Source organism: Variovorax sp. 05T418 (genome assembly GCF_056396385.1).
Genome location: NZ_JBFTLJ010000002.1, coordinates 15,844 through 40,810, shown reverse-complemented (window position 1 = coordinate 40,810; position 24,967 = coordinate 15,844). Strand labels below are relative to the sequence as shown.

Annotated in this window: 25 protein-coding genes; 6 read left to right on the top strand and 19 right to left on the bottom strand. The window is 68.3% G+C overall.

All coding sequences use genetic code 11. The features are described from left to right. Positions 1–34 precede the first annotated feature (34 nt). The 3 genes from AC1DMS_RS03545 (at position 35) to AC1DMS_RS03535 (ending at position 2,603) form a co-directional block, all read left to right on the top strand. Positions 35–691 (top strand): response regulator, encoded by a 657-nt coding sequence (locus AC1DMS_RS03545; protein WP_026283990.1) that lies wholly within the window; start codon positions 35–37, stop codon positions 689–691. Continuing rightward, positions 688–2,061, top strand: coding sequence for a sensor histidine kinase (locus AC1DMS_RS03540; protein WP_478180662.1), 1,374 nt, complete (start codon positions 688–690; stop codon positions 2,059–2,061). Before AC1DMS_RS03545 ends, AC1DMS_RS03540 begins: the two co-directional genes overlap by 4 nt. A 65-nt stretch (positions 2,062–2,126) precedes the next feature. After that, positions 2,127–2,603: a VOC family protein gene (locus tag AC1DMS_RS03535; protein WP_012747992.1), complete on the top strand. Its 477-nt coding sequence runs from the start codon at positions 2,127–2,129 to the stop codon at positions 2,601–2,603. A 21-nt stretch (positions 2,604–2,624) separates the two neighbouring features. Here AC1DMS_RS03535 and AC1DMS_RS03530 read toward each other — a convergent pair whose 3' ends face one another. The 14 genes from AC1DMS_RS03530 to AC1DMS_RS03465 all read right to left on the bottom strand — a co-directional run bounded on the left by AC1DMS_RS03530 (position 2,625) and on the right by AC1DMS_RS03465 (position 14,545). Then, positions 2,625–4,040, bottom strand: a complete 1,416-nt coding sequence (locus AC1DMS_RS03530; protein WP_478180661.1) for an MATE family efflux transporter — start codon at positions 4,038–4,040, stop codon at positions 2,625–2,627. Then, positions 4,037–4,612, bottom strand: coding sequence for a DUF2239 family protein (locus AC1DMS_RS03525; protein WP_478180660.1), 576 nt, complete (start codon positions 4,610–4,612; stop codon positions 4,037–4,039). Before AC1DMS_RS03525 ends, AC1DMS_RS03530 begins: the two co-directional genes overlap by 4 nt. Further along, positions 4,582–5,061: an AsnC family transcriptional regulator gene (locus tag AC1DMS_RS03520; RefSeq protein ID WP_436311162.1), complete on the bottom strand. Its 480-nt coding sequence runs from the start codon at positions 5,059–5,061 to the stop codon at positions 4,582–4,584. The genes AC1DMS_RS03525 and AC1DMS_RS03520 overlap by 31 nt, the downstream gene beginning before the upstream one ends. After that, positions 5,058–5,420 carry a GIY-YIG nuclease family protein gene (locus AC1DMS_RS03515; RefSeq protein ID WP_012747988.1) on the bottom strand — a complete coding sequence of 121 codons (363 nt, stop codon included), beginning with the start codon at positions 5,418–5,420 and terminating at the stop codon, positions 5,058–5,060. Before AC1DMS_RS03515 ends, AC1DMS_RS03520 begins: the two co-directional genes overlap by 4 nt. Before the next feature lie 59 nt (positions 5,421–5,479). Beyond that, positions 5,480–5,974: a hypothetical protein gene (locus tag AC1DMS_RS03510; RefSeq protein WP_478180659.1), complete on the bottom strand. Its 495-nt coding sequence runs from the start codon at positions 5,972–5,974 to the stop codon at positions 5,480–5,482. Positions 5,975–6,012: 38 nt separating this feature from the next. After that, entirely contained in the window at positions 6,013–7,530 is a 1,518-nt protein-coding gene (locus AC1DMS_RS03505; RefSeq protein ID WP_478180658.1) for a mannitol dehydrogenase family protein, read from the bottom strand. Positions 7,531–7,535: 5 nt separating this feature from the next. Continuing rightward, entirely contained in the window at positions 7,536–8,747 is a 1,212-nt protein-coding gene (gene manD, locus AC1DMS_RS03500; protein WP_436287719.1) for a D-mannonate dehydratase ManD, read from the bottom strand. A 48-nt stretch (positions 8,748–8,795) separates the two neighbouring features. Next, a complete protein-coding gene (locus tag AC1DMS_RS03495; protein ID WP_478180657.1) occupies positions 8,796–9,581 on the bottom strand; it encodes an amino acid ABC transporter ATP-binding protein in 786 nt (261 codons plus the stop codon). After that, positions 9,578–10,237, bottom strand: a complete 660-nt coding sequence (locus tag AC1DMS_RS03490; RefSeq protein WP_027729614.1) for an amino acid ABC transporter permease — start codon at positions 10,235–10,237, stop codon at positions 9,578–9,580. The genes AC1DMS_RS03495 and AC1DMS_RS03490 overlap by 4 nt, the downstream gene beginning before the upstream one ends. 16 nt (positions 10,238–10,253) lie before the next feature. Beyond that, entirely contained in the window at positions 10,254–10,919 is a 666-nt protein-coding gene (locus AC1DMS_RS03485) for an amino acid ABC transporter permease (protein WP_012747982.1), read from the bottom strand. Between the two features lie 49 nt (positions 10,920–10,968). After that, the gene (locus AC1DMS_RS03480) at positions 10,969–12,006 is read right to left on the bottom strand and encodes an L-idonate 5-dehydrogenase (protein WP_027729615.1); all 1,038 of its coding nucleotides are present in this window, start codon (positions 12,004–12,006) and stop codon (positions 10,969–10,971) included. A 4-nt stretch (positions 12,007–12,010) separates the two neighbouring features. Then, complete coding sequence (locus tag AC1DMS_RS03475) at positions 12,011–12,865, bottom strand: substrate-binding periplasmic protein (RefSeq protein WP_027729616.1); 855 nt, start codon at positions 12,863–12,865, stop codon at positions 12,011–12,013. Positions 12,866–12,909: 44 nt separating this feature from the next. Continuing rightward, the gene (locus AC1DMS_RS03470) at positions 12,910–13,740 is read right to left on the bottom strand and encodes a substrate-binding periplasmic protein (RefSeq protein ID WP_018904449.1); all 831 of its coding nucleotides are present in this window, start codon (positions 13,738–13,740) and stop codon (positions 12,910–12,912) included. Positions 13,741–13,807: 67 nt separating this feature from the next. After that, positions 13,808–14,545 (bottom strand): FadR/GntR family transcriptional regulator, encoded by a 738-nt coding sequence (locus AC1DMS_RS03465; protein WP_478180656.1) that lies wholly within the window; start codon positions 14,543–14,545, stop codon positions 13,808–13,810. A 186-nt stretch (positions 14,546–14,731) separates the two neighbouring features. On the opposite strand from AC1DMS_RS03465, the gene AC1DMS_RS03460 reads away from it, so the two are divergent. The 3 genes from AC1DMS_RS03460 (at position 14,732) to AC1DMS_RS03450 (ending at position 19,620) form a co-directional block, all read left to right on the top strand. Beyond that, positions 14,732–17,107: a Tex family protein gene (locus AC1DMS_RS03460; RefSeq protein WP_369663021.1), complete on the top strand. Its 2,376-nt coding sequence runs from the start codon at positions 14,732–14,734 to the stop codon at positions 17,105–17,107. Positions 17,108–17,468: 361 nt separating this feature from the next. Further along, positions 17,469–18,545, top strand: a complete 1,077-nt coding sequence (locus tag AC1DMS_RS03455) for a patatin-like phospholipase family protein (protein ID WP_478180655.1) — start codon at positions 17,469–17,471, stop codon at positions 18,543–18,545. A gap of 91 nt (positions 18,546–18,636) precedes the next feature. Continuing rightward, positions 18,637–19,620 (top strand): tripartite tricarboxylate transporter substrate binding protein, encoded by a 984-nt coding sequence (locus tag AC1DMS_RS03450; protein WP_020610575.1) that lies wholly within the window; start codon positions 18,637–18,639, stop codon positions 19,618–19,620. 5 nt (positions 19,621–19,625) lie between these two features. Here AC1DMS_RS03450 and AC1DMS_RS03445 read toward each other — a convergent pair whose 3' ends face one another. From AC1DMS_RS03445 to AC1DMS_RS03425, 5 genes are read right to left on the bottom strand one after another with little or no spacing between them, the layout of a single operon-like run. Next, entirely contained in the window at positions 19,626–20,012 is a 387-nt protein-coding gene (locus tag AC1DMS_RS03445; RefSeq protein ID WP_012747972.1) for a DUF4150 domain-containing protein, read from the bottom strand. A 16-nt stretch (positions 20,013–20,028) separates the two neighbouring features. Further along, positions 20,029–20,763 (bottom strand): DUF3540 domain-containing protein, encoded by a 735-nt coding sequence (locus tag AC1DMS_RS03440; RefSeq protein WP_478180654.1) that lies wholly within the window; start codon positions 20,761–20,763, stop codon positions 20,029–20,031. Further along, complete coding sequence (locus tag AC1DMS_RS03435; protein WP_478180653.1) at positions 20,760–21,872, bottom strand: pentapeptide repeat-containing protein; 1,113 nt, start codon at positions 21,870–21,872, stop codon at positions 20,760–20,762. The genes AC1DMS_RS03440 and AC1DMS_RS03435 overlap by 4 nt, the downstream gene beginning before the upstream one ends. Continuing rightward, the gene (locus tag AC1DMS_RS03430; RefSeq protein WP_478180652.1) at positions 21,869–24,514 is read right to left on the bottom strand and encodes a DUF2169 family type VI secretion system accessory protein; all 2,646 of its coding nucleotides are present in this window, start codon (positions 24,512–24,514) and stop codon (positions 21,869–21,871) included. Before AC1DMS_RS03430 ends, AC1DMS_RS03435 begins: the two co-directional genes overlap by 4 nt. Before the next feature lie 7 nt (positions 24,515–24,521). After that, a complete protein-coding gene (locus AC1DMS_RS03425; protein WP_478180651.1) occupies positions 24,522–24,965 on the bottom strand; it encodes a hypothetical protein in 444 nt (147 codons plus the stop codon). Positions 24,966–24,967: the final 2 nt, after the last annotated feature.

Below are 24,967 nucleotides of genomic sequence, written 5' to 3'. Positions count from 1 at the left end.
CTTTGCCAAAGGTTCGCTCGCGCACAATGGCCGGGTGCACATCCTGCTGATCGAAGACGACCTTGAACTTGGCCGCGCCCTGCAGGCCGCGCTCAAGGTCGACGGCCTGAGCAGCGAATGGCGCCGGCGGGCGGCGGATGCGCCACGCGAACTGGACGGGAGCGCATTCGACTGCGTGCTGCTCGACCTGTCGCTGCCCGACGGCAATGGCCTTGAGCTGCTCGCACGCTGGCGGCGCGGGGGCAGCAGCCTCCCCGTCATCGTGATCACCGCCCGTTCGGCGGTGGAAGACAGGCTGGCCGGGCTCGACGGAGGCGCGGACGATTTCGTGATCAAGCCCTTCGCCACCGCCGAGCTGATTTCGCGCATTCGCGCCGTGCTGCGCCGCTCGGCGCGGCAGGCCAGCGAGGTATGGACCCTGGGCACGCTGTCCATCGAACCGCGCCGGCACGTGGCGTCGCTGAACGGCGAGCCGCTGGAACTGTCGCCGCGCGAGTTCCGGCTGCTGCTCGAGCTGGCGCGCGAGCCGGGCGCAGTGGTTGCCAAGGGCGTGCTCGCGCAAAAGCTGGAGCCCCTGGGCGAGCCGGTGGATTTCGCCGCGGTGGAGGTGCATGTGTCCAACCTGCGGCGCAAGATCGGCGGTGCCATGGTGCACACCGTGCGCGGCGTGGGCTACATGCTCGTGCCATGAGCAGGCTTTGGCGCCCCTCGCTCGTGCAGCGTGTGTTTCTTGCGGTGCTGCTGGCCTTCGTCTTCGTGCTGCTGGCATTGCAGGCGTACATGTATATCAACTTCCGGCAGTCGTTGACCGTCGACCAGGGGTTGAGCCGGCTCGGCAGGTCGTTGACGCAGGCGATCTCGCAGCTCGATGACGAAGCGCGCGCGCGCGCCGTGATCGCCTCGGCCGAAACGATCTACAAGAGCATGCGGATCAGCGGCAACCCGGCGGGGACGCTCCGGTTCCAGCTGTCGGACCGCGGCGGAAAGCTGATTCATTCGTCGCCGGAACTGCGCAGCGAGATCCTGCCCGGGCCGTTGCGAAAGGTGGCAACGCAGCACATCGATGGCGAGCCGTACTGGGTGTACCAGGACGAAACGCCGCGCTGGTCGCTGCGCATTGCAGAGCCCGAGCGCACCTTCGTCAAGGTGCTGCCCAACAACACGCGCAGCGTGCTGCCCTATCTGCTGCTCGCCTTTCCCATCGTGCTGCTGCCGGTCTGGTTTGCGGTGAAGCACGGATTGCGGCCATTGCGCCGCCTGGCCGACGGCATCGGGCATCGAAAGGCATCCGACCTTTCGCCGCTGGGCGTCGATCCGCCCTATGCGGAACTCAGGCCGCTGACATCCGCAATCGAACGCATGCTGCAGCAGCTGCGCGACAAGGTGGCGCGCGAGCGTGCGTTCGTGCACGACGCCGCGCACGAACTGCGAACGCCGATGGCGGTCATTGCGGCGCAGGCGCATGCGCTGGCGGGCGCGGACAGCAGCGAGAGCCGCGGCCGTGCCCAGGCTCATCTGGAGCAGGCGATCGCGCGGGCCTCGCACCTGACGCAGCAGCTGCTCGATCTTGCGCTGCTGGACGATGCCCAGCCCGCGGTGCCGAAACGCGTCGACGTTGCGCAGCTGGCCCGCGAGGTCCTCGCACAGGCGGCGCCGCGGGCCATGGCGCGCGGCGTCGAGCTGACATTCGATGCGCCGGACAGCCTGAACGCGCCCATCGACGTGCCGGCGTTCCAGTCGATATTGGAGAACCTGCTCAACAACGCGGTCCAGTATGTGCACGGCGGTGCACACGTGACCGTGACGCTTCGCACCGAAGACCCGGCAGGCTTGGTGCTCACGGTGGCCGACGACGGCCCCGGTATTCCGGCGGCCGAGCATGAGCAGGTGTTCGAGCGCTTCTATCGCGGATCGGGACACGAAGCGAGCGGTTCGGGCCTGGGCCTTGCCATCGTCAGGCAGGCTGCCGGCCGCATGGGGGGCAGGGTGGAAGTGACCGAGGGCCTTTTGAACCAGGGCGTGGGATTCCGCGTCGTACTGCCGGCGAGCCCGAAGGGTTGACAAGCACCTCGCATCGCCTCGATACTGAACCTTCAGGTTCATTATCAAAGACCCAGGAGATTCCCATGCAGAAGATCATTCCCTGCCTCTGGTTCGACGGCAACGGCGAAGACGCGCTCAAGTTCTACAGTTCGATCTTTCCGAACTCGCGCGTCACCGACCGGCTGTTCTGGGGCGACACCAATCCGAGCCTCAAGGGTTCGTTGCTGACCGCCACCTTCGAGCTCGACGGGCAGTCGTTCATGGTGCTCAACGGCGGGCCGGAGTACAAGTTCACACCGGCCATCTCGATGCTCGTGCAGTGCGAGACACAGGCCGAAGTGGACCACTACTGGGACAGGCTGCTCGAGGGCGGCGGCCAGCCGGTGCAGTGCGGCTGGCTCACCGACCGCTACGGCGTGTCGTGGCAGGTCGTGCCCATGGCGATGATCCGGATGTTCCAGGACAAGGATTCGGCCAAGGCCGCGCGCGCAATGCGGGCGATGATGAAGATGATCAAGCTCGACCTCGCCGCGGCGCAGAAAGCCTTCGACGGCGAGTGAGCAAGCGCCGGCCCCGCGGCCCTACACCAGCCGGCGGATCGCCTTCTTGCGCCACACCAGCCGGTAGTAGGCCGTCTGCAGCAGCAGCATCGCGCCGAAGGTCACGGGATAGGCCCACCAGATGCCGTTGAGCCCGATGCGGTGGCTCATGAACCAGGCCACGGGCACCTCGATGCCGATCAGGCACAGGATCGAGACGGCCGTGGGCACCAGCACCGAGCCGCTGGCGCGCATGATCCCCGAGATGGCCGAGGCCATGCCGAAGATCACCAGGCTCCACAGCATGATGTGCAAGAGCGTCTGCGCGATCTCGATCACCGGCGCGCTGGTGATGAAGAAACCCATGAGGTGGCGCGAGAACAGGTAGCCCAGCAGCACCAGGCCGCCCGTGAGCACCAGGTTCATCAGCAGCGCGGTCTTGGCGATGGCGCCCAGCCGGTCGGCCCGGCCCGCGCCGATGGCCTGCGCGCCAAGAATGGACGCCGTGATGGCGATCGAGATGGCCGGGAACTGCACGTAGGCCACCACCTGGTTCACCGCGCCGTAGGCCGCGGTCGCGCTGGAGCCATAGCTGTTGACCAGCGAGAGCAGCGCCACCTCGGCCAGCGCCACCACGATCATCTGCACGCCCGTGGGTATGCCCACCTTCAGCACGGCCTTCAGCAGCTTGGGGTCGATGCGCAGGTGGCGGATGAACTCCGCATCGGGCGCCAGCGGGCTGCCGCGGCGGCGCAGGCGCCAGCCCAGCCACAGCGTGGCAAGCACGAAGGCCAGCACCGAGGCCCAGGCCGCGCTCGCAACGCCCAGCTGCGGCAGGCCGCCCCAGCCGCGGATCAGCGCGGGCGTGACGACCAGGCCGGTTCCGGTGGAGATCAGCAGCGTGAGCAGCGGCGTGACCGTGTCGCCGACGCCGCGCAGCATCGCGGTGGAAAGCAGGAACACGAACAGCCCCGGCATCGCGATCAGCATGATGCGCGCATAGCGCGTGGAGTCGGCCAGCACGTCGGGCGGCGTGCCCAGGAAGGACAAGAGCGGCGTCGTGAAGGCGCCGCCGAACACGGCCACCGCCAGCCCGAGCAGGATGCCCACCGACAGCGCCGTGCCCGCGATGGCCTTGGCCTTGGCGGCATCGCGCGCGCCCCAGGCCTGGCCGATCAGCACCGAGGCCCCGGCGCCCAGGCCGATGACGAAGGCGATGAAGAAGAACATCACCGGAAAGAAGCTCGACACGGCCGCCAGCGCGCCGACACCGATCATCTGGCCGATGTAGATGTTGTTGATGGTGCCCGACATCGACTGCAGGATGTTGCTGAGCAGCATCGGCGCCAGGAAGAAAAGGAAGGTCTTCCACAGCGCGCGCGGTGCGCCCACGGGCGCCACCGGCGTGCCGTGCAGGCCGCTCTGGCCGGTGGCTGCGTTTTCAGGGCTTGCTCTCATGCGGTGGTGCTCCAGCCGGCGGCAGACAATTTTTGAAGGTGGCTGCGCAGGTCCGCGGGCCAGGAGCCGATCAGCGCCTCGAAGCGCTCGCGTTCGCCCGCGAACAGCGCGCGCGTGGCTTCCTCGAAGCCGGGCAGGGCGCCGGCGATCGCGGTCATGAAGCGGTAGGCGGCTTCGCGCGATGCGCGCACGGCGTCGCGGTCGGCGTTGACGCGGCTCGCTTCCTGGACCAGCCGCCGCAGTGCGACCGAGGCGCCGCCGGGCTGGCGGTTGAGCCAATCCCAGTGGCGCGGCAGCAGGGTGACTTCGCGCGCGACCACGCCGAGCTTGGGGCGGCCCACGCCGCGCGGGGCTTCCTCGGCGGTCTCGGCGCTGGCCGCATGCGCCACGGCGCCGGCCCGGTTGTGCAGGTCGAAGTCGAGCAGTTCACCGGTCTGTTCGTTGAACACCAGGTAGGGCGTGTCGTCCTTGCGCTCGCGCAGTTGCGCGAGCACGTCGGCGGTGCTTCCCTGGGCGATGCATTTGAAGTCGGCAAAAACTATCAGGTTGCCGGGTGGCGTGTCGGATGGCATGTCGGGTTTCTTCGGTCGTACGGTGTGTCGTCGCGGCAAAGCGCAAGGAGCGCAGCGCTGATTTGCAGCAGGCTTTGCGGAGCCAGCGATTTCACCGCATCGGCGCAGATTGCGTCGGCGGTCGTGACGGCAGCTTGCATCAATTTTCTGCCGCCGGGGCGGATGGCTGCGTGGCGGCCGCTTCCATTCGCGCCGGCCGTGCGTTCGGCGAGGCCCGTTTTTTCGAGCAGGACCATTTTGCGAATCAACGCCGAGACCGGCAACCCGAGGGATCGCGCAAGCTCGGCCGTGGGCATGCGGCCGCCTTCGGCGCCCAGCAGCCGATGAAGCAGCGTGAAGTCTTCGTAGTCCAGGCCATGGAAGGCGCCCAGATGCTCCTGGAGCTTCAGGTTCAGGCTGGCGTGGGCACGGCCGATGTTGAGGCACAGGTCCAGCGGATCGATGCTCATGGCGCGTCGTAGCCCCGGTCGCCGTGGCATTGAAGCTCCTCGCGCCAGAGCACGAGGAGTTTTTCGAGTTCCGCGGCGCGGTCGAAGGCCGGGTCGTCGCGCTCCTTGACGCGGTCGATCACCTCGAAGCTGAAGTTGGCCGCACCATGCGCGGCCCAGTCGCGCACCAGTGCCTTGTTGCGATGCGAGCGCAGGCCGAGTTCGAAGCGGGCGCGGTTCATCGCTCCCTCCACATCGAGACTGCCGGCCACGTAGAGGCGGCCGCTGAGCGTATTGCGGATGGCGAAGACGCCCGCGGGGCGGACCGTTTCCTTGTATTTCCTGGCGAGGGCGCGCCTCGTCTCCTGGGGCATGTTCATGCGCCATATATTATCCGGGTAAAACTAAAAACACAATATACCCGGGTAAAAATAAGCAGTCACCCCCCGCGCAGTCGCCGCCATCCACGTGCGAGCCGGCGGTTGAGGGCTCGCACCACGCGCCATGGCCGGCTCTCGCGGACGAGCGTCAGCACATGGTCCTTCCAGGCTTTCCAGCGCGGATACCAGCGGGCGAACAACGGAATGCGCATGAGCGCGGGCTCGACCAGCTGGAAGATGCGCGCCACGAAGGCGGTGCCGATCAGCTTGGCGGCGACCAGCACCGTCACGCCGCTCGCGGCATGGCCGCGGCCGAACAGGAAGAGCGCGAGCACCTTGACCGGCAGCAGCAGCAGCACCGGCAGCAGGAACGCGAGCAGCGCGCCCCACGGCGGCAGTTCGCGCAGCCGGTGTTCGAGCCGCGCCCAGAGCGGCAGCCGCGCGAGGCGGCGCACCAGCGCGGCGAGCGGCTCCCAGCCCCATTCTTCGAACAGCAGGATGGGAACGAGCAGCGCCGCGGCAAGGGCGCGCAGGAGGCGGATGAAGAAGCGCATGGCCACGGCATTGTGACCGCGGGCCGATGCGCGCTGGCTCAGGGCTGGTCGGCCAGTGTCTTGTGCACGCCGAGTTCGCGCAACGCACGCAGCTGCGTGGCCACGGCCGAGACGAAGCGCGGATTGCTCCCCAGGTCGTTGCCGAACACCGGCGCGAAGGCCGCGAACACGGCCACGCGCGCTTCGTCGGCCTGTGCCGGCGCGGACGCGGCCGCCGCGCGTTCGGCCGCAGCGCAGCGTTCGGCCAGCGCATCGGCGAGCGGGTCCTGGATCTCGTGGCGGCGGCCCAGTTCGTCGATGCCGCGCAGGTAGTGCAGCCAGGCCGCGACGGCGAGTGCAAGACGGTCGATCGGAGCACCCGCGGCCAGGCGGTCGCGCACCGTGCCCAGCAGGCGCTGCGGCAGCTTCTGCGAGCCGTCCATCGCGATCTGCGCGGTGCGGTGCGCGAGCGCCGGGTTGGCGAAGCGTTCGAGCAGGCGCCGGCGGTAGGCATCGAGGTCGAGGCCGGGCAGCGCCGGCAGCGTGGGTGCGATCTCCTCGCGCATCAGGCGGTCGAGGTAGCGGTGCAGGGCCGGCGTGGCGACGGCGCGGTCCACGGTGTCGAGCCCTGCCATCGCGCCCAGGTACGCAAGCGCCGAATGCGCGCCGTTGACCATGCGCAGCTTGAGCGTCTCGAAGGGCCGCGCGTCGGGCACGAAGCGGGCGCCGCCGGCATCCCATGCCGGGCGGCCGGCCGCGAAATCGTCTTCCACCACCCATTCGAGAAAACGCTCGCCGACCACAGGCCAGGCGTCCTCCAGGCCGAGCGCGGCGTTGACCTGCGCGCGGTCGGCGTCGGTGGTGCGCGGCACGATGCGGTCCACCATCGAGCAGGGAAAGCTGCAGTGCTCGGCGATCCAGCGTGCCAGCTGCGGATCGACGCGCTGCGCGAAGTCCAATACCAGGCCGCGCAGCAGATGGCCGTTGGACGGCAGGTTGTCGAGCGACAGCAGCGTGACCGGTGCGAGCCCGCGCAGCTGCCGCAGGCGCAGGCCCGAGACCACGAAGCCGAGCGTGCCGCGCGGCGCATCGGGGCGCGCGAGGTCGTGCAGCACGTCGGGATGGTCGGCACGCAGCGCACCGGTGGCGGGGTCGTGGCAGTAGCCCTTTTCCGTCACGGTGAGGCTCACGATGCGGGTCGCGGGATGGGCGATGCGCGCGAGCACCGCCGCCGGGTCCTCGGGCGCGACCTGCACGCCGAGCAGGCAGCCGATGACCTGCAGCGACGCGCGCGGCGTGCCGGCCTCGTCCACGTCGCGCAGCGTGAGCGTGTAGAGGCCGTCCTGGGGCGCGAGCGCATCGCGCGTGTCGGGGCTGCGCAGCGACACGCCCGCAATGCCCCAGCGCAAGTCGCCGCTCGCATGCAGTGCGGCTTCGTTGACGGCGGCCAGGTGCCCGCGCTGGAATGCGCCCACACCCAGGTGGACGATGCCGGCCTCGAGCGTGGCGCGGTCGTAGGCGGGGCGTGACACCGCGGGCGGCAGCGCGGCCAGCATCTCGGCATTCAGCCTGGTCATGGCGCTCACCAGTTCCACAGCGTGCCGTCGTGCTGCAGGCGGTTCACCGGCAGGTAGGCGCGCTTGTAGGGGTACTTCGCGGCCAGCGCCTCGTCGATCTCCACGCCGTGGCCGGGCACGTCGCCCGGGTAGAGCATGCCCTGGTCGAAGGTGTAGGCGTGCGGGAACACGGCGTCGGTTTCCTCGGTGTGGCGCATGTATTCCTGGATGCCGAAGTTCGGCACCCACAGGTCGAAGTGCAGCGCCGCGCCCATGCACACCGGCGACAGATCGGTGGCGCCGTGGCAGCCGGTGCGCACCTGGTAGAGCGAGGCCAGGTCGGCAATGCGGCGCAGGTGCGTGATGCCGCCGGCGTGGACCACGGTGGCGCGCACGTAGTCGATCAGCTGGTTCTCGATGAGCGCCTTGCAGTCCCAGATGGAGTTGAAGATCTCGCCCACCGCCAGCGGCGTGGTGGTGTGCTGGCGGATCAGGCGGAAGGCGTCCTGGTTCTCGGCCGGCGTCGCGTCTTCCATCCAGAAAAGGTTGTAGGGCTCCAGCGCCTTGCCCAGGCGCCCGGCCTCGATCGGCGTCAGGCGGTGGTGCACGTCGTGCAGCAGGTGGTGCTCGAAGCCCAGCTTCTCGCGGATGCGCTCGAACAGCTTGGGCGTGTGGCGCAGGTACTTCTCGGTGGACCAGTCGTGCTCGGAGGGCAGGTCGGCATCGGCCGGTTCGTAGAACAGCGTGCCCTTGCCCACGCCGTAGACCTTCTCCAGCCCCGGCACGCCGCTTTGCGCGCGGATGGCCTTGTAGCCGGCGTCCGCATAGCGCAGCACCTCGTCCACCGTGTGCTCGATGTCGCTGCCGTTGGCATGGCCGTAGACCATCACGCCGGTGCGGCTCTTGCCGCCCAGCAGCTGGTACAGCGGCAGGCCGGCGGCCTTGGCCTTGATGTCCCACAAGGCGGTGTCCACGGCGGCGATGGCGGTCATGGTGACCGGGCCGCGGCGCCAGTAGGCGCCCTTGTAGAGGTACTGCCAGATGTCCTCGATCTGGTGCGCGTCGCGCCCGATCAGGCAGGGAATGACGTGCTCTGTGAGGTAGGCGGCCACGGAGAGTTCGCGCCCGTTGAGCGTGGCGTCGCCGATGCCGGTCAGGCCCTCGTCGGTTTCGATCTTGAGGGTGACGAAGTTGCGGCCGGGGCTGCAGACGATGACGCGGGCGTTGGTGATTTTCATGGTTGAAGCAAGAGAGATGGCGGGGGCGGCGGCAGCGTTCGTGCGTCGTCAGCCGTTCCAGCCGAGGTGGCCGAGGAAGTCGCGCGTGCGCTCCACGGTGGGGTGCTCGAAGATCTGCGCCGGCGGGCCCTGTTCGATGATGGCGCCGGACTCGAACACCACCACCCAGTCGGCCACGCGCCGCGCAAAGCCCATTTCATGCGTGACCACGATCATGGTCATGCCCTCCTGCGCGAGCTTCTGCATCACGCTGAGCACTTCGCCCACGGTCTCGGGGTCGAGCGCGGAGGTGGGCTCGTCGAACAGCATCACTTCGGGCTCCATGGCCAGCGCGCGGGCGATGGCCACGCGCTGCTGCTGGCCGCCCGAGAGATTGGCCGGAAAGTTGCCGGCCTTGGCCGACAGGCCGACCTTCTCGAGCAGCGCCATGGCACGTGCCTTGGCCTCGGACTCGCGCATGCCCAGCACGGTGATGGGGCCCATGGCCACGTTGTCGAGCGCCGACTTGTGCGGAAACAGCTCGAAGCTCTGGAACACCATGCCCATGCGCTGGCGCACCTTGCGCACCGCCGATTCCTGCGCGGGCAGCGGCACGCCGTCGATCAGCACGCGCCCGCCGTTGATGGTTTCCAGCGCGTTGGTACAGCGCAGCAGGGTCGACTTGCCCGAGCCCGAAGGGCCGATCAGGCACATCACCTCGCCCTTGTGGACCTGCAGCGAGACGCCATCGAGCGCCACGAAGTCGCCATAGAGCTTGCGCACCTCTTCATAGACCAGCACCGGCGGCTGGTCGGCGTTCTTGCGCGCCGGGGCGCGGGCGATGTCGTTGTTCATTCCTTGACTCCATATGTGCGGTGGATCCAGTCCACCAGCTTGGCCTGCGGGTAGCCCATCAGCCAGTAGAGGACGGCCATGGCGGTGAGCATTTCCAGCACGCGGAAGGTCTGCGCGCGGATCTGCATCGCCGTGTAGGCCAGTTCGCTCACGGCGATGACGGACACCAGCGAGGTGTCCTTGAAGAGCGAGACCCAGGTGCTCGCGATCACCGGCAGGATGCGGCGGCCCGCCTGCGGAATGACCACCTTGAACATGGCCTGGCGGCGCGACATGCCCATGGCAAGCGCCGCCTCCAGCTGCCCCTTGCGGATGGAGTTGATGCCGGCGCGGAAGGTCTCGGCGTTGTAGGCCGAGATGTTGAGCACCAGCGCCACCAGCGCGGTGACGAGCGGCGACAGCTGGAAGTCCACCGCCATCGGCATCACGTAGAAGACCCAGTAGATCACCAGGATCAGCGGCAGGTTGCGGAAGAACTCCACGAAGCCGAGCGAGGCCGACTGCAGCAGCTTGTTGGACGACAGCCGCATCAGTGCCAGCACGATGCCGCCCGGCACGGCCAGCAGCATGGTCAGCACCGTGAGGCCCACGGTGAGCGCCGCGCCTTCGAGCAAGGCCTGGCGGTGCGTCCAGATCACGGACCAGTCGAAAGTCATGGGATGGCCCTCTTCATCATGAACGCCCCAGGTGCGCGACGCGGTGGTAGAGCCGGTCGATGCCGCGCGTGACCGGGAACAGGATCGCGAAGTACGCCACCATCACCGCGGTGAACACTTCCACCGGCCGGTAGCTCTGGCCCGCCACCGTTTCGGCGCGGTGCATCAGCTCGGGCACGGCAATCACGGTGGCAATGGCCGTGTCCTTGATGGCGATGGTGAGGATCGAGCCGAAGGCCGGCAGCATGCGGATGGTGGCCTGCGGCAGCAGCACCTTGCGCAGCAGCTGCGCACGCGACATGCCCAGCGCCAATGCGGCGCGCGTCTGGCCCGGTCGGATCGACTCGATGCCCGCGCGGATCACCTCGGCCGCATAGGCCGCGATGTGCAGCGTCAGCGCGATCACCGCGGCCCAGAACGGCGCGAAGGTGAAGCCCACGAGCAGCGGGAACGCAAAGTACATCCACACCAGCACCACCAGCACCGGAATGGCGCGCATCGAGTCGATGTAGAACACGAGCAGCCGGCGCAGCCAGCCGGGGCCGTACAGCCGCAGCAGCGCGATCGCCAGGCCCGCGAGGATGCTGGTGACTGCGCTGATCAGGCTCAGCGCGACCGTCACGCCCAGGCCGCTGGCGAAGAAGCGCCAGTTGTCGGCAATCGGGGAAAAGTCGAATTCCATGGAAGCTCCGCGGGAGAGGGAAGGGCGGCAGGATCAAGCGACCCCGCCCTCAGAACGTGACGAGCACCTTCATCGCGCGGTGCCGGTCCGCCGCCAGCGCGAAGGCGTCGTGCACGCGTGCCACCGGCACCGCCTCGGTCAGCAGGGGCGACACGTCCAGCAGGCCGCGGCTCAGGTAGTCCACCGCCCATGCGTATTCGTCGACGAAGCGGAAGCTGCCGACCAGGTGCAGGCTCTTGACCATGACCTGGTTGAACGGGCAGCCCTCGCTGTTGCCGCCAAGCGTGCCCACCTGCACGATGGTGCCGCGCGGGCGCGTCGACCGGATGCAATTGGCCAGGCCGTCGTAGTGGCCCGAAACCTCGAAGCACGCATCGACCTGTCCCTTGTCCGCGGCCAATGCCTGCAGCGCATCGGGCTGCGTGGCCGCGTTGATGGTGCGCGTCGCGCCGACGCGGGTGCAGGCCGCGAGCGTCTCGTCCACGATATCCACCGCAATCAGCTGGCTCGCGCCCGCGAGCTTCGCGGCCATGAGGATCAGCGCGCCGATCGGCCCCGCGCCCACCACCATCACCGTCTTGCCGAGCAGCGAGCCGGCCTCCTGCACCGCATGCAGTGCCACGGCCAGCGGCTCGCCGAAGGCGGCCAGCTCGAACGACAGCGTGTCGGGCACGATGAGGCACTGCGTGGCCTCCACCACCACCTGCTCGCGCATCGCGCCCTGCATGTGGGGCCAGCGGCTGGCGCTGCCGAAGAAGTGCACGTTCTCGCAGTGGTTGGAAGCGCCCGCGCGGCAGAAGCGGCAGACGCCGCAGGTGCGCGACGGGTTGAGGGCCACGCGGTCGCCCGGCTTCACCGAGCTCACCTGCGCGCCCACTTCGATGACCTGGCCCGAGGCCTCGTGCCCCGGCGTCAGCGGCGCGCGGATCACGAAGTCGCCGACGCGGCCGTGGCGGTAGTAGTGCAGGTCGGAGCCGCAGATGCCGACCGCCTTGACGGCCACGCGCACCTGGGTGGGCGCCAGCGGTTCGGCCGGGCGTTCGGCAAGGCGCAGGTCGAGCGCGCCGTGGATTTCGCAGTTCAGCATGGCGTTACTTCAGGTTCTGCGTCATGCGGCGCTCTTCTTCGCTGAGCGCGGGCTGCATGCGCTGGGCCACGGCGCGCAGCCAGTCGAGGTACACCTGCTGGTCCTTCGCCACGCCCATGCCGGTCTGGATCTGGAAGATCTTGCTGTCCTGGCAGTCGTTCTCCTTGGGGAACACGGCCAGTCCCTTGACCTTCTTGCTGATGTTGGGCCACAGCATGCGGTTGAGCGGCGCCACGTCGGAGCGGCCGGCCAGCACCTCTTCGATGGGCGCGACCGAACCGGAGTTGGCCACGCCGCGCAGCTTGGCCTTCGCGAACTGCTGGCGCACCAGCGGCTCCTCGCCCGCGCCCGAGAAATACGCCATGGTGATCTCGGGCTTGTTGAAGTCTTCCAGCGTGCGCGCGCTGGTGAACTTCGGGTTGTCGGCGCGGCCGAACATGCACACGCCGGTGCTCGAGAAGGTGACGAAGTCGATGATCTTCGCGCGCTCCGCGGTCTCGTTCAGCGGCCCGATCATGATGTCCATCTGGTTGGCCGTGAGCGACGGCACCTTGGTCTCGTGGCTCACCGGCACGGGCTCCACCTTCACGCCCAGGAGCTTCGCAAACTCCTTGCCCAGCGTCCACGACGGGCCGGACCACGGCTCGCCGTCGCCCGCGGTGTTCTGCGCGAGCCAGGGCGGGTTGTTGACCACGCCCACGCGCAGCACGCCGGCCTTGCGGATGGCGTCGATGCGCGGGCTCGCGCCGGGTGGCGGCGGCGTCTGCGCCAGTGCGCCGAGGCAGCTGCCGGCCAGGGCGGCCGCGAGTGCTGCGCGGGCCAGCTTGCGGCCGAGGAAAGTGCGGGGGATGTGTGGCATGAAGGTCTCCGGTTTTCTGTTGGCTTGATGTGTGACTTGCTTGCTTATTTCAGTGCGCCGATCACGCGGGCCTCGTCGGCGTCGAGCTGCGCCTTGCGGGCCTTGGCGACCTGCCGCAGCCATTCGAGGTAGGCGGGCTGGTTCTTGTCGACGGCCAGGCCGACCGGCGAGGCCTTCTCGGTGCTGCCCTGGCAGTTGTTTTCCTTGGGCAGCACCGCGAGGCCCTTGACCTTGTGCTGCAGCCCGACCCACGGCACGCGGTTGATCGGTGCCGCATCGGCGCGGCGCGCCATGATTTCCTCCACCGGCGCGGTGGCGCCAGAGCTGGCCACGGCGCGCAGCCTGGCCTTGGGGAAGCGTTCCTTGACCCAGCCTTCCTCGGCGCCGCCGGTGAAGTAGGCGATCGTCACCTCGGGCCGGTTGAGGTCGTCCACTGATGCGGCCTTGGCCAGCTTGGCGTTGTCGGCACGGCCGAACATGCACACGCTGGTGGCGGAATAGACGACGAAGTCGACCACCTTCAAGCGCTCGGGCGTTTCGCCCAGCGGGCTGATGGTCATGTCGACCTGGTTCGATGCCAGCACCGGCACCTTGGTCTCGTGCGACACCGGCACCGTGCTGAGCTTGACGCCGAGCAGGCGGGCGTACTCCTTGGCCAGCAGCCAGGCCGGGCCGCTCCAGGGCTCGCCGTTGCCGGTGGTGTTCTCGATCAGCCAAGGCGCGTTCTGCAGCACGCCGACGCGCAGTTCGCCGGCCTTGCGGATGGCGTCGATGCGCGGGCTCGCGCCGGGCGCGGGCGGTTCCTGCGCCTGGACGGCGCCGAAGCTGCCGGCGAGCAGCAGTGCGGCCAGGCCGCGGGCGAGTTTGGGCTTCATGGTTCGTGTCTCCGTCTTTTTTTGAAAGGGTCAAGCGCGCCGGGGCCGCCGCGCGCGGGGCAGGTGCCTAGCGCCAGCTCTGGGCGAACTCGCCGATCACGCGTTCCAGGTGCGCCCGCATGGCCAGCCGCGCGGCCTCGGCATCGCCCGAGACGATCGCGGCAAAGATGCGCTGGTGGTCGTCCTGCGACTGGAGGCGCAGTGCGGGCGAATGGAAGTGCTGCTCGATCTGCGTCCAGATCGGGCCCTTGGCCTGGTCCCAGAGATTCGTCACCGTCTGCAGCAGCACGCTGTTGCCGGTGGATTCGGCAATGTGCAGGTGGTACATGCGGTCGGCCGCCTCGTTGGCTTCCTTGTCGTGCATCTGCTCGCGCATGGTGGCGAGCGCGCCGAACATCTTGTCGAGGTCGGCGTCCTTGCGCGTGGTGGCCGCCAGCGAGGCGATCTCGGACTCGATCAGGCAGCGCGCGCGCAGCAGTTCGAAGGGGCCGGCGCCGGTCTCCTGGGCCATCGGCAGCCGCGTGGGCGCGTCCTGCGGCTGGCAGATGTAGATGCCCGAGCCACCGCGCACCTCGACCACGCCCTGCAGCTCCAGCGCAATGATGGCCTCGCGCACCGAGGTGCGGCTCACGTCGAAGCGCTCCGCCAGCGCCCGTTCGGAGGGCAGCCGCTGGCCGACCAGAAACTCACCCTGTTTGACCAATTCATGGATACTGGCAGCCAGGCGCTGGTACGGCTTCTCCATTGGAGGTTGGCCGATCTTCGACATCGCTTCGGAGGACGGGTGAATGAGCTTGAGGGCCATGGCGGATCAAAGTGGTTAGACCACATTTTGCGTGGCATACCAATTAGGCCCATAGTGGTTTACCACTAGCGCCTGCATTTGCGCGGGCGCCGGAGCGCGTGGAGCGGCCGCACCCTATGGCAAACTTCCGCGCTTTATCCGCAAGGCGTCCGAACGGCGTCGCCAGTTCCAGGGATCCCCTCCGACATGCAAAAAATCATTCGCCAGCTCGCCGCCGAGATCAAGGTAGGCGAGCACCAGGTGAAGGCGGCCATCGAACTGCTCGATGGCGGTGCCACGGTTCCGTTCATTGCCCGCTACCGCAAGGAAGTGACCGACGGCCTCGACGACATCCAGCTGCGCGAACTCGAGGCGCGCCTTTCGTACCTGCGCGAACTCGAAGACCGCCGCGCCGCGGTGTTGAAGAGCATCGACGAGCAGGGCAAGCTCACGCCCGAACTGCGCGCCGCCATCGAATTCGCGCCGACCAAGCAGGAGCTCGAGGACCTGTACCTGCCGTTCAAGCAGAAGCGCCGCACCAAGGGCCAGATCGCGCGCGAGTTCGGCATCGAGCCGCTCGCCGACAAGCTGCTGGCCGACCCCACGCTCGACCCCGCCGTGGAAGCCAAGGCCTTCCTGCAGCCCGCCACCACGCTCGACGACGGCAAGCCGGGCCCCGATTTCTCGACCGTTCCCGCCGTGCTCGACGGCGTGCGCGACATCCTCTCCGAACGCTGGGCCGAGGATGCAGCGCTGGTGCAGAGCCTGCGCGAATGGCTCTGGAACGAAGGCCTGCTCAAGTCCACGCTGATGGCCGGCAAGGACGAGAACAACGCCGATGTCGCCAAGTTCCGCGACTACTTCGACTACGACGAGCCCATCGGCCGCGTGCCTTCGCACCGCGCACTGGCGGTGTTCCGCGGCCGCGCGCTCGACATCCTCGACGCCAAGCTGGTGCTGCCGGTGGAGCCCGAGCCGGGCAAGCCCAGCGTCGCCGAAGGCCGCATCGCGCTGCACCTGGGCTGGAGCCACGCCGGCCGCGCGGCCGACGACCTGCTGCGCAAGTGCGTGGCCTGGACCTGGCGCGTGAAGCTCGCGCTTTCCACTGAGCGCGACCTGTTCACCCGCCTGCGCGAAGAGGCCGAGAAGGTGGCGATCAAGGTGTTTGCCGACAACCTGCGCGACCTGCTGCTGGCCGCACCGGCCGGCCCGCGCGTCGTGATGGGGCTGGACCCCGGCATCCGCACCGGCGTGAAGGTGGCCGTGGTCGATGCCACCGGCAAGCTGGTCGAGACCGCCACCGTGTTCCCGCACGAGCCGCGCAAGGACTGGGAAGGCTCGCTGCACACGCTCGGCAAGCTGTGCGCCAAGCACGGCGTGAACCTGATCGCGATCGGCAACGGCACCGCCAGCCGCGAGACCGACAAGCTCGCCGCCGACCTGATCAAGCTGCTCGCCAAGATGGCCGCGCAGGCCGGCGCACCCGAGATGACGGTCGACAAGGTGGTGGTGAGCGAGGCCGGCGCTTCCGTCTATTCGGCCAGCGAATTCGCCTCGCAGGAAATGCCCGACGTGGACGTGAGCCTGCGCGGCGCCGCCAGCATTGCGCGCCGCCTGCAGGACCCGCTGGCCGAGCTCGTGAAGATCGACCCCAAGAGCATCGGCGTGGGCCAGTACCAGCACGACGTGAACCAGAGCGAACTCGCGCGCACGCTGCAGGCGGTGGTGGAAGACTGCGTGAACTCGGTGGGCGTGGACCTCAACACCGCAAGCGTGCCGCTCCTGAGCCGCGTCTCGGGCCTGTCGGCCAGCGTGGCCAAGGCGGTGGTGCGCTGGCGCGAAGCCAATGGCGCGTTCTCCACGCGCAAGCAGCTGCTCGACGTGAGCGGCTTCGGCCCCAAGGCCTTCGAGCAGAGCGCGGGCTTTTTGCGCATCCGCGGCGGCGCCGACCCGCTCGACGTGACCGGCGTGCACCCCGAAACCTATCCGCTGGTCGAGCAGATCATCGTCAAGACCGGCAAGCCCATTGCCGAGCTGATGGGCCGCGCCGAGATGCTCAAGACCCTGAAGCCCGAGCTGTTCGCGAACGAGAAGTTCGGCGTCATCACGGTCAAGGACATCCTCGGCGAACTCGAGAAGCCCGGCCGCGACCCGCGCCCCGACTTCAAGGTGGCGCGCTTCAACGATGGCGTGGACGACATCAAGGACCTCGTCGAGGGCATGATCCTCGAAGGCACCGTGAGCAACGTGGCGCAGTTCGGCGCCTTCATCGACCTGGGCGTGCACCAGGACGGCCTGGTGCACGTGAGCCAGCTGAGCCACAAGTTCGTGAACGATGCGCGCGAGGTCGTCAAGACCGGCGACATCGTCAAGGTCAAGGTGATGGAAGTGGACGTGGCGCGCAAGCGCATCGGCCTGTCGATGAAGCTCGACGCGGCGCCCGCGCGCCGCGACGGCCCGCGCGACAACCGTTTCGAGGGCGCTGGCCGCGGCCAGCAGCAGGGCCCGCGCCGCGACAATTCGCCGCAGCCCGCGGGGCAGATGGCGAGTGCGTTTGCCAAGCTGCAGGGGTTGCGCAAGTAGTATTCATTGAGAGCGTCATCTCGTAGCGAACGGGGCGATCAAGTTGCCGAGCAAGTCAGAAACCGGGCCGAGGGAGTGAGTGCAATGAGCCGCCAGCCAGTCCCAATCACGAAGGTGCGCGTCATCGATCGTCCGAATGCCTGTCCGAGCGGGCAATCGAAAGAAGGCGCTCAACCCGAAGGCGAAGAGGCCACTGCGGCCACTCCCTCGATCAAGGAGTTGCTGCTTTTCGCGCCTGCGCGTAGCGAGCTCCTCGTTCTGCGGAGAGGTGAAGCACGCAGGCGGGGTGTTGCGCCGGATCAATGAGAGAAGTCCGGATGCCTTCTTTGCACATGGATGTCATTTCCGAGCAAAGGGTGGCATGAAAGCCCTGCGCATCTACGCCGGCCCCGCCGCCCGCAAGCACATCGAACAGCACGGCCTGCGCCCGCAGGACGTGCGTACCATTCCCGGCGCGGCGGGCGGCCCCAAGGGCCTGATCCTTGGGCCGCTCGATCGCTTCATCTTCGGACGCTGGCTCGCGCAGTCGAGCCAGCCGGTGCACCTGGTGGGCGCGTCGATCGGTGCGTGGCGGCTGGCCACGGCCTGCCTCGCGGATCCGCAGAAAGCCTTTGCGCGTTTCGAGCACGACTACGTGCGCCAGCAGTTCGAAGTACCGCCGGGGCAGAAGCGCCTGAGCCCGCAGCAGCTCAGCGAGCGCTTTGCCGACAGTCTGGCCGACTTCTACGGCGGGCGCATCGGCGAGGTGCTGGGCCATGCGCGCTACAAGCTCCACGTGGTGACTTCGCGCGGCCGCCACATCCTCGGGCGCGAGGGCAGGGCACGCACGCCGGTCGGCTACCTGGGCGCCTTTGCCACCAACAGCCTGCATCGCAAGGGGCTGGGTGCATGGCTGGAGCGCTGCGTGTTTTCCACGCCCGGCGCGGCCTTGCCTTTCGGCACGAAAGATTTCCGCACGCGCCAGCACGCGCTCAGCGAAGAGAACTTCAACCTGGTGCTGCAGGCCTCGTGCTCCATTCCGTTTCTCCTGGCCGCGGTGCACGACATTCCCGGCGCGCCGCGCGGTGCGTACTGGGACGGCGGCATCACCGACTACCACCTGCACCTGGACTACCAGCCGGCCGACGAAGGCATCGTGCTGTACCCGCATTTCCAGCGTGCGGTGGTGCCGGGCTGGCTCGACAAGGGCCTGCGCTGGCGCCACCGGTCCACCAGCTTTCTGGACCGCATGGTGGTGCTCGCGCCCGATGCCGATTGGGTGCGCTCGCTGCCCAACGGCAAGCTGCCCGACCGCAAGGACTTCATCCACTTTGCGAACGACGCGCAGGCGCGCATCAGCGCATGGAGCCGTGCCACGCGCGAGGCCGAGCGGCTGTCGGACGAGTTCGAAGCCTGGCTCGCAACCGGCGGTCGCACGCGCGACATCCTGCCGCTCTGAACAGGCCCCGCCGGGGCAAACCCTGAGGGGTCGGCGGCGCAGCGGCTTCGAGAATGGCCGGATCATTCTTGTCCAGAGAAAGCCGCCATCCATGCCGCAGGCCCGCATTTCACGCCGCCGATTCACCCTTGCCGCCGCTGCCGCTGCGACTGTTCCGATGCCCGTGCTGGCACAGAGCGCGTGGCCGAACAAGCCGATCCGCATCATCGTGCCCTACACGCCGGGCGGGTTCACGGACCAGATGGCGCGGCTGGTGCAGGTGGGCCTGCAGGCGCGGCTCGGCCAGCCGGTGCTGGTCGACAACAAGCCCGGTGCCAACAGCCTGATCGGCGTCGATGCCATTGCCAAGGCACCGCCCGACGGCAGCACCTTCGGCGTCGTGATCGCGGCCTATGCGGCCAACACCACGCTGTACCCCAAGCTGCCCTACGACCCGCAAAAGGACCTGGCGGGCGTCTCGCTGATGGGCATCTCGCCGCTGCTGGCCGCGGTCAACATCAATGCACCGTTCAAGACCGCGCGCGAACTCATCGACTACGCGCGCGCCAATCCCGGCAAGGTGAGCTTCGGCTCGTCGGGCAACGGCTCGGCCGCGCACCTGACGACCGAGCTGTGGAAGTCGCTCACGCAGACCTACATGATCCACATTCCGTACCGCGGCGCAGTGCCTGCGCTCACGGACCTGATGGGCGGCCAGATCCAGCTGTTCTTCGATGCACCCACGGGCCTCATCAACCAGGCCAAGGCGGGCAAGGTGCGGCTCATCGGCGTGGCGGGCGACAAGCGCCTGGCCGCTGCGCCCGATGTGCCGACCTTCATCGAGCAGGGCTTCGCGGGCTTCACCGGCAGCACCTGGGCCGGCATGCTGGCGCCGGCCGGCACGCCGCGCGACATCGTCAAGCGCATGTCGGACGAGCTCGCGCGCATCATCAAAAACGAAGAGACGCGCGCCAAGCTCGACGCCATGGGCACCATTCCGGCCGGCAGCACGCCCGAGGAGTTCGATGCCTTCATCAAGGCAGAGACGGCCAAGTGGGGCAAGGTCATCCGCACGGCGGGCGTGAAGGCGGAATAAAAAAATCAGGCCGCCAGCACCAGCACCTTGAACTGGCTGGGCACGATCCGCATCCCGACGATGTTGCAGCGGTTCTGCACCGACAGGCTGGTCATGCGCGTGCAGGGCGTGCCCTTGAGCAGCACGGTGAACGCGCCGGTGATGTGGCGCGAAGGGCCCATCACCGTCTGCGACACCACGCCCATCAGCACGCCCGCGTTGTCGCCGTTGGTGATGGGCGTGACGGTGGCCAGGTTGTGCGCCGGCGCGCCGCCGTACAGGATGTTCCAGGCGTTGGGGATGGCCGTGGGCCCGAGCGCGAAGTTCGGGTAGGGAATGGGCAGCGCCGGCGGCGTCTTGCAGACGTCGGGGAAGGCGAGATCGAGGCCCATCATCTGGCAGTTGGCGAACATGCGGTGCTCCTTTTTTTCAGCCCATGTGGATCTGCTCGGCATCGACCTTGACCAGCCCCTTGCTGGTCAGCAGCGTGTTCTTCGAATGCAGGCGCAGGGTCTCTTCGGCCTGGATGTCGATCTGGCCGGCACGCACCTGTTCCATCTCCTCGGTCAGGCGGAAGCTCGAGCGGGTGAGCAGGTTGAGGCGATCCAGCACCACCTCGCAAGTGCGCCCGACGAAGCGCGACACCAGCACGCTGAAGCGGATGCGGGCGCCCTGGTAGTCCATCTCCCCGATCTCGCAATGGGCCCGCCGGGCCTGCGCGCGCCACTCGGGCGACTGCATGGCGATCGAGGTGTCCGACTCCAGCGCCATCGGGCCGGCGCTGCGCGCGCGGATGCCACCCGAGCGCGACACCAGCGTCAGGTCGCCGTCCACGGCCAGCGTCGCCTGCCGCGGGTCGGCCTGGACGACCACCGCGATGACGAAGCTGTCGCCCTGGCGGGTCGAGGTGATCAGCACCGTATCGCCCGGCGCAGGCAGCAGCAGGCAGCTGGCGACGCGCCGGCAGCGCAGCGATCCCTGGCCGTCGTCGAGGTCGACGTCGAACCAGGGATCGCCATCGCTGGCAATCACCGTGGCGGTCCGCGTGCCGGAGTCCGCGCGGGCCGCATGCGAAGGGCGCTGCATGAGCGGATCCAGCACGCCTTGCGTTGCATGGCGTGCAGTGGCGATCGTGTGGCCGTCGGTGGTCCGGGTGGAGGTCATGGGCTTTCTTTCTTGGGGCGGCGGCCATGGATGTCGCGGTCCAGGCGGGATGGGCGCTCGGGTTGCTGGAGCGCCACCTTCTCGGCTTCGTGCAGCGCAGGGTCCCGGTCCAGCGTACCCAGGCGGGTACTGAACCTCGCGCCGTCCAGGTCGGCGCGATGAAACACGGTGCGCAGGAAAGCGGCATCGCGGAAGTCGGCCTGGACCAGCGAGGCGTAGGAAAAATCGGCGTAGTCCAGGCGGCTGCCGGCGAATGTGGTCTGCCCGCAGTGCGCGCGATGGAAGACGCCTTGCTCGAGCTGCGTCTGCGAGAAATCTGCGCCGTCGAGATGGGCGTCGACCCAGATGCTCTGCTGGAAGTGGCCGCCCCGCGCATCGACGCCGCGCAGGTCGGCCTCGGGAAACAGGCACTGCATGGCCTGTGCCCCGGCCAGCACCGCATTGCGCAGGTCGGCCCCCTTGAAGTTGCACTGCGTGAGGCGCGCATCGCGGAATCGGCACGCCGCCAGCACCGCATCGATGAACTGGCAGAGGTGGAACTGCTGCCCGGAGAAGTCCTGCCCCGCAAGATCCGCCTCGCTGAAAATCGCGTTCGTGAAGCTGGCTCCGGCGTAGCGCGTGCCCGCCAGCGCTGCGCGAAAGAAGATGGTCGACGAGAAGGCCACCGCATTGAAGGACGCGCCCGTCAAGTCGCACTCGGAGAACACGGCCTTGTCGAGGCTGGCACGGTCCAGGCAGGCGTTGCGCAGCTCGCTTTGATGGAAGTTCGCCTGGTCCATGAAGGCCTCTTCCAGCCGAATGCCCCACAGCGTGCAGCCGCTGAACACCGAATGCGGCATGGAGGCCGCATCCAGCACCGCATCCTGCAGGCTGCACTCGTGGAAGGCGGTGCGCGTCAGTTCCGCCGCCGGCAACTGCGCCTGGTCGAAGCGGCACTTCTCGAAGAGGGATTCGCCCAGGCGCGCGGCATCGGCCTGAACGCCCCGGAAGCTGCATTCGCTGAACACGCCGCCGCGCAGGTCGATGCCCCTCATGTCCATGTGGCTGAAGTCCTTCTCGCGGATCGGCTCGCCGTTGCGGACCTGGGCTGCCAGCGTCTCGGCATTCACGCGCCGCCCGCCTCGGGGCGCCGGGGCAGTGTCTTTATCTGGTCGATGTGGGCACCCAGGGTGATCGTGCCGGGGGTGATGAGGATCTGGGAGACATCGGCACGGAACAGGTTGGCCTCGCCCAGGTCGGCATCGACCAGGCAGGCCTTCTGAAGGTTGGCATTCATGAGATTGGCGAGCCGCAGGGAGGCACGCGTGAAATCGGCGCGGATGAAGAGGCTGTCGGGCGCCGCCGCCGCGCGCAGGTCCGCGCTCTTGAGCGACGCGGAGGAGAAATCGCAGGTATCGAGCGTCGCCCGCCTGAAGTTCGCGCCATCGAGAGGCAGCTCGCGCAGGGTGCAATGCACCAGCGTGGCATCCTCGAAGTCGGCCTCGCGAAGATCCGTGGTGCCGACGAAGCTGGTGGTCTTGAGCAGGGCATGCCGAAACCGGATGCCCTTGTGCAGCGGCGTGTGGGCCCAGCTGCAGGCTTCGACGGTGGCGCCGGAAAAATCCACCGACTCGAATTCGGCCTGCACGAACAGCACCTTTTCCAGGCGTGCCTCGCCGAAGTCGCAGCGCGCCAGCCGGCAGTGTTCGGCCATGCTCACGTAGCGGAGGTCGGCGCGCCGCAGGCTGCAATCCGCGAGTTCGATCCCCTGCAGCAACAGATGGCTCCACCTCGCTTCGTCGAGACAGCAGCCGTCGAGGCGCAGCTTTTCCATCTGCGTGCGCTCGAAGCGGGCCTGCGCGAAGTTGGTGTCTTCGCAGCGCGCGAGGCTGAGGTTGGCACGCTCCAGGTTGCAGCCCGTCAACGAGGCCTGGCGCAGGTCGGCGCGCACCAGCACCGACTGGCTCAGGTCGGCGCCATCCAGGCGGGTGCCCTGGAGGCGGGCGCCTTCGAGCAAGGCCTGGTGCATGCGGGCGCCCCGCAGATCGAGGCCCGACAGGTCGCAGCCCGTCAGGTCCATGGCGGACAGGTCGCGGTCCGCGGCCATGGCGGCGAGCACGCGTTCGCGCGTCTGCGCATTCTGTTCGGCAGCCATCGGATCGGCAGCGGCCTGGTGGTGGGCCGCCATGCGGTACAGCGCCAGCATGTCCTGCCGGCCCCGCTGCCCCATGGCCTGCAGCTCGGCGTGCTCGGCGGCGCTCATGGCCGGGGCGCCCGTGGCCGCGGCGATGCCGGCCAGGCCCTCGACGATCGTCTCGGCCTCGAATTTCGGCGGGCCCTTGAGCTGCGCGTTCTGGCTTTCCTCGGTGATCCGGCTGCTGTCGAAGCCCGCCTTGCGCGATTCGGATGCGTTGTCCCGGGCCGCCTTCGCGACCTCCTGCCTGGCTTCCTCCAGCTTGCGTTCCTGTTCGCGCTGGTAGGCGCGTGTCTTGTCGATGAACTCGGGCAGTTCGGCCAGCGTGGGCATCTTGTCGAAAGGCTTCGGCAGGGGCCGTTCCCGGAAATGGCGCGCCGTGTGGCCGGCCTCCAGGCCGCGCGCCGTCAGTTCGGCGCGCAGGCGCTCGCCCTTGTCCTTGATGTTCCTTGCCAGGATCGATTCGCGCGCGTCGATCTGGTCCAGCCAGGGGCCGATGGCCGAGGCCGGCAGCAGTTCCTCGTCGAGGAGCGCATGGATCGCGCCTTTCTCCAGGTTGCAGCGATTCTCGAAGACCTTCTCGTAGTGGGAGAGGGGGCGCAGCGGGCTGTCTGCCGCCTCCATCGCCGGCATGACATGCGTGATATCCGCGGCATCGTCCTCTACGATGAGCGTCTCGCCGTGAAAGATCAGCATGACCTGCGCCATGTGCGGGAAGAACCAGGCGGTGGTCAGCCGCAGCGGCACCTCTTCCAGCGCAAGAGGCCGCGCAGACTTTCTCGCCACGAAGCCGCGTGCGCGCAGATCCGGAAGCCGTCCGCGCAGCACCGCATGCTCTGGGTGCATGTTCCAGATATCGTAGGGCGCGGCTGCGGGAATGGACAGTTCGTCGTTCCAGCGCTGTTCCGCAGCCGCGGCGTTGAAGAACTGCCAGTCCATGTCGCGTGCAAAGCCGGGGTAGAGCGTCTCGCGCCACTGGTCGCCGTAGTCCGTTCCCAGCAGCTTCAGGCGTTCGGGCAGATCGACGTCCATCGCACCCGGGCAGGCCGGGACCGGCCTGCGGTCGGGGCGGTCCATGCCATCGCCCGGGCGTTCGACGTTGGGCAGCCGCTGCACCAGCAGGCCGTTGACCATCTCGGGGGCGTATCCGATGCCCGCGGGGTTGGCGGCAAAGCCGGGGCCGCCGAACGCGTGGCGCCAGTCCAGGCGCATGGTGTCGAAAGCCTGCGGCTCGGTGGCGCGGCCATCCAGCCAGTAGCGGTCGCCCGAAACGAGGAACTGGCGTCGCAAGGTGCCGACGCGCAGGTCGACCGCGCAGCGTGTCTTGTCCTGCTGGTGGCAGGTGTAGGCCTGGCCGCTCACCAGGAATTCGGGCCGCAGCTTGGGAATGCCGAGATCGATCGCGGACTGGTTTCCCAGTTCGGCAGAGACGGTCTTCCAGAGCTCCGTCTCCGGCAGCAGCACGCCCCCTTCGCCGAGGGTGTGCATGCCGATCACGGTGAGTGCGAGACGCTGGCTTTGCGCGCGCAGGAAGGGTCGCGTCAGGACGCTCAGGCGCAGGGGCTTGATGGTCTTCACGGCGGGATCAGCGCCTTGCGCCGCGGATCACCAGGGGGGTGTGCCTGCGGTCGATGGCCAGCCGCGACGGGTCTTGCGGGTCCTGCAGCAGATGAATGTCGGGCCGGCCCGCGGAAAAATGGGCCAGCAGGTCCTCGTCGATGAGCGTGCGCAAGGTGGTCTGCTGCTCGATGCCGTCGGCATCGACGTAGGCGACGCCCAGCTGCACGGCTGTCATGCGCTGCCCGACGGGGCCGCGCCGGGAGTAGCCGCTGGGCGAGCGCACCAGGGAAACCGCGACGCCCTGCAGCGGACGCCCGCTGGCCTGCAGCTGCTGCCACAGCCGGCCTTCCTCGGCATAGGCGCGATGGCTCATCAGCGACACCGCGAGCACGATGGCGGCGAGCGCGATCACGCCCAGGCTGACGATGCCGAACACCCCCCACAGCACGATCTCGAGCACGTTTTCCACGC